At 43.4% G+C, this 2212-nt stretch carries 3 protein-coding genes and 1 pseudogene; all 4 read right to left on the reverse strand.

The genetic code is table 11. The annotated features are described in order from the left end of the window. Positions 1-105: 105 nt before the first annotated feature. Positions 106-336 (reverse strand): GlsB/YeaQ/YmgE family stress response membrane protein, encoded by a 231-nt coding sequence (locus SMIDD26_RS08920; protein ID WP_049521020.1) that lies wholly within the window; start codon positions 334-336, stop codon positions 106-108. Positions 337-345: 9 nt separating this feature from the next. Next, positions 346-1587, reverse strand: a complete 1242-nt coding sequence (locus tag SMIDD26_RS08925) for an aminopeptidase (RefSeq protein ID WP_061439871.1) — start codon at positions 1585-1587, stop codon at positions 346-348. Positions 1588-1614: 27 nt separating this feature from the next. Further along, on the reverse strand, positions 1615-1767 hold the full coding sequence (locus tag SMIDD26_RS08930; RefSeq protein WP_061439880.1) for a hypothetical protein: 153 nt from the start codon (positions 1765-1767) through the stop codon (positions 1615-1617). A gap of 13 nt (positions 1768-1780) precedes the next feature. Next, positions 1781-2212, reverse strand: a pseudogene (locus SMIDD26_RS08935) (hypothetical protein); the annotation flags it as partial.

A 2212-nucleotide genomic window follows, 5' to 3' on the forward strand; every position in this document is an offset into this window, starting at 1 on the left:
TGACTTCGTCAGTTTCATCTACAACCTCAAAGCAGTGCTTTGAGCAACCTGCGGCTAGTTTCCTAGTTTGCTCTTTGATTTTCATTGAGTATCAGATTTAAGAAATTAACTTCCTCGTCTCCAGAAAATCGCTAAGACAATCATGGAACCTAGTACTGCCGGAATAATGGCAGTTCCTGCCATTATCGGTCCCCAAGTCCCAAAAAGCAAGTGGCCTATAAAAGCACCAATCCAACCGAGAAACATTTTTCCAAAACATCCCATACGTTCTCCACGATTGGTCAGAGTACCTGCTAAAAATCCCACTAGGAGACCAACGAACATACTTCCTAACATATTATCTCCTTAATTTACCCAATCTCCGTTACGGAAGAGTGGTACACGTGTCCCATCCTCACGGATACCATCGATATCCATTTGACTAGACCCAATCATAAAGTCCACGTGAACATCTGAACGGTTAAGCCCCGCAGCTTCAAGCTCCTCTTCGCTCATCTCCGCTCCACCAACTACGCTAGTCGCATAGGCTGCACCGATAGCCAAGTGATTTGACGCATTTTCATCGAAAAGGGTGTTAAAGAAGGTAATGCCTGACTGAGAAATTGGGCTTGGATCTGGTACCAAGGCACATTCACCCAAGGCACGCGCACCCGCATTTTCAAAGACAAGGTCTTTCATAACCTGATCACCCTTCTCAGCAGTGATATCTACGATTTGTCCATCCTTAAAGGTCACCTTAATACCTTCGATGATATTTCCATTATAGCTAAGCGGTTTTGTAGAAGTGACATAACCATCTGCACGACGGAAGTCAGGCGCTGTGAAGACTTCCTCTGTCGGCATATTTGGCAAGAATCCTTCGCCCTGTGCATTGATAGCCCCAGCTGATTCCCAAACGTGGTTCTTTGGCAAACCAAGTGTTAAATCTGTTCCTGGCGCTGTGTAGTGAAGGGCTGAAAATTGCTCCTTATTAAGCATATCTGCCTTGCTCTTCAAGATAGCTGCATGTTCTTCCCAGGCCTTAACAGGATCTGCTTCGTAGACACGGCAAGTTTTGAAGATTTGGTCCCAAAGGAAATCGACTGCTTCTTCGTCGCTCGTAGCATTTGGGAAGACTTTCTTAGCCCACTCAAGTCCTGCTGCAGCTGCTACAGTCCAGCTAACCTTGTTAGATTGAGTTGCGATACGCATTGGCTTCATAGCAAGTCCCATAGCTTTAGCAGAGGCTGATAGCTTGTCAGCATCCACACCGTTCAAGGCACCTGGATCAGATGAACGAACTCCAAGACGGCTAGCCTTGTTCTCCAAAAGATAGTTCATCTCAGCAATCTTGTATTCTGGCACATTGTCCAGACGCTCCATCGGCGCATGGAGGAATTTCTCACGGTTAATGACATCATCTGTCCACTGAACGATCACCTCATGTGCACCCAAAGCATAAGCTTCTTTGACAATTAAGTGAGCCAACTCACGTTGCTCCACATCGATAGAGAGAGCCAAAGTGTGACCAGGTTGCACATTGATTCCGTTCGCAACCAATAGTTTCGCATATTTTTCTAGATTTTCTTTAAAATTTGGTAAAACCATGTTGTTTCTCTTTTCTATTTTCTATTTTTATTTTTCTTTCAAAGCAGAGAATAATCCTGCTAAAGCAATAGCACCTGACAAGAGTGCTGTTGATAGAAGAATTATCTGATCATCAAGTTCTAATTGATATTCAAATACTTTCTCAGCTGGCCTATCTTCCGCAAAAATTCTTAGTTTCATGAAATATCCTTTCTTATTCTTCATGCTCTCCTAGGTAGAGGCGTCGTGCCTCTGGACTATTTGTGAGGATATCTATATAGGTTTCATAGTCATCAGGTAGAGGCTTTCCTAAAGAGATATCTTGTTCTGGATTTATATTTTTTCCATAAAGAAAGCAAAGATAGAGACGTTCGTTGAGTGTTGGAAATACTTCAATAGACATATGTTCAGCCTGACCTACCCGATCCCAATCCTGTTCTTTGATATCTGGTATGATATAAGCTTGGAAAAGTCCCATAAGTGGATTATCTTCTGGTTGTCCACTGTCCTTATCCGCCAGAACCAAAGAACAACGTCTACCAAAACCAGCTACTTGGCGCTCCCTTCCCTTTACCGAAACAGTCATAGGATGCCCTCCAATATGGCTATAAATCCATTCTTTAGGCAGTTCATAATCTAACAGGGG

Origin of the sequence: Streptococcus mitis (assembly GCF_001579035.1) — a bacterium.
GTDB classification, from domain to species: domain Bacteria; phylum Bacillota; class Bacilli; order Lactobacillales; family Streptococcaceae; genus Streptococcus; species Streptococcus mitis_J.

Excerpts from the sequence above, each read along its gene's own strand:
- SMIDD26_RS08920 (WP_049521020.1), bottom strand. The coding sequence starts at position 336 with ATGTTAGGAAGTATGTTCGTTGGTCTCCTAGTGGGATTTTTAGCAGGT.
- SMIDD26_RS08925 (WP_061439871.1), bottom strand. The coding sequence starts at position 1,587 with ATGGTTTTACCAAATTTTAAAGAAAATCTAGAAAAATATGCGAAACTA.
- SMIDD26_RS08930 (WP_061439880.1), bottom strand. The coding sequence starts at position 1,767 with ATGAAACTAAGAATTTTTGCGGAAGATAGGCCAGCTGAGAAAGTATTT.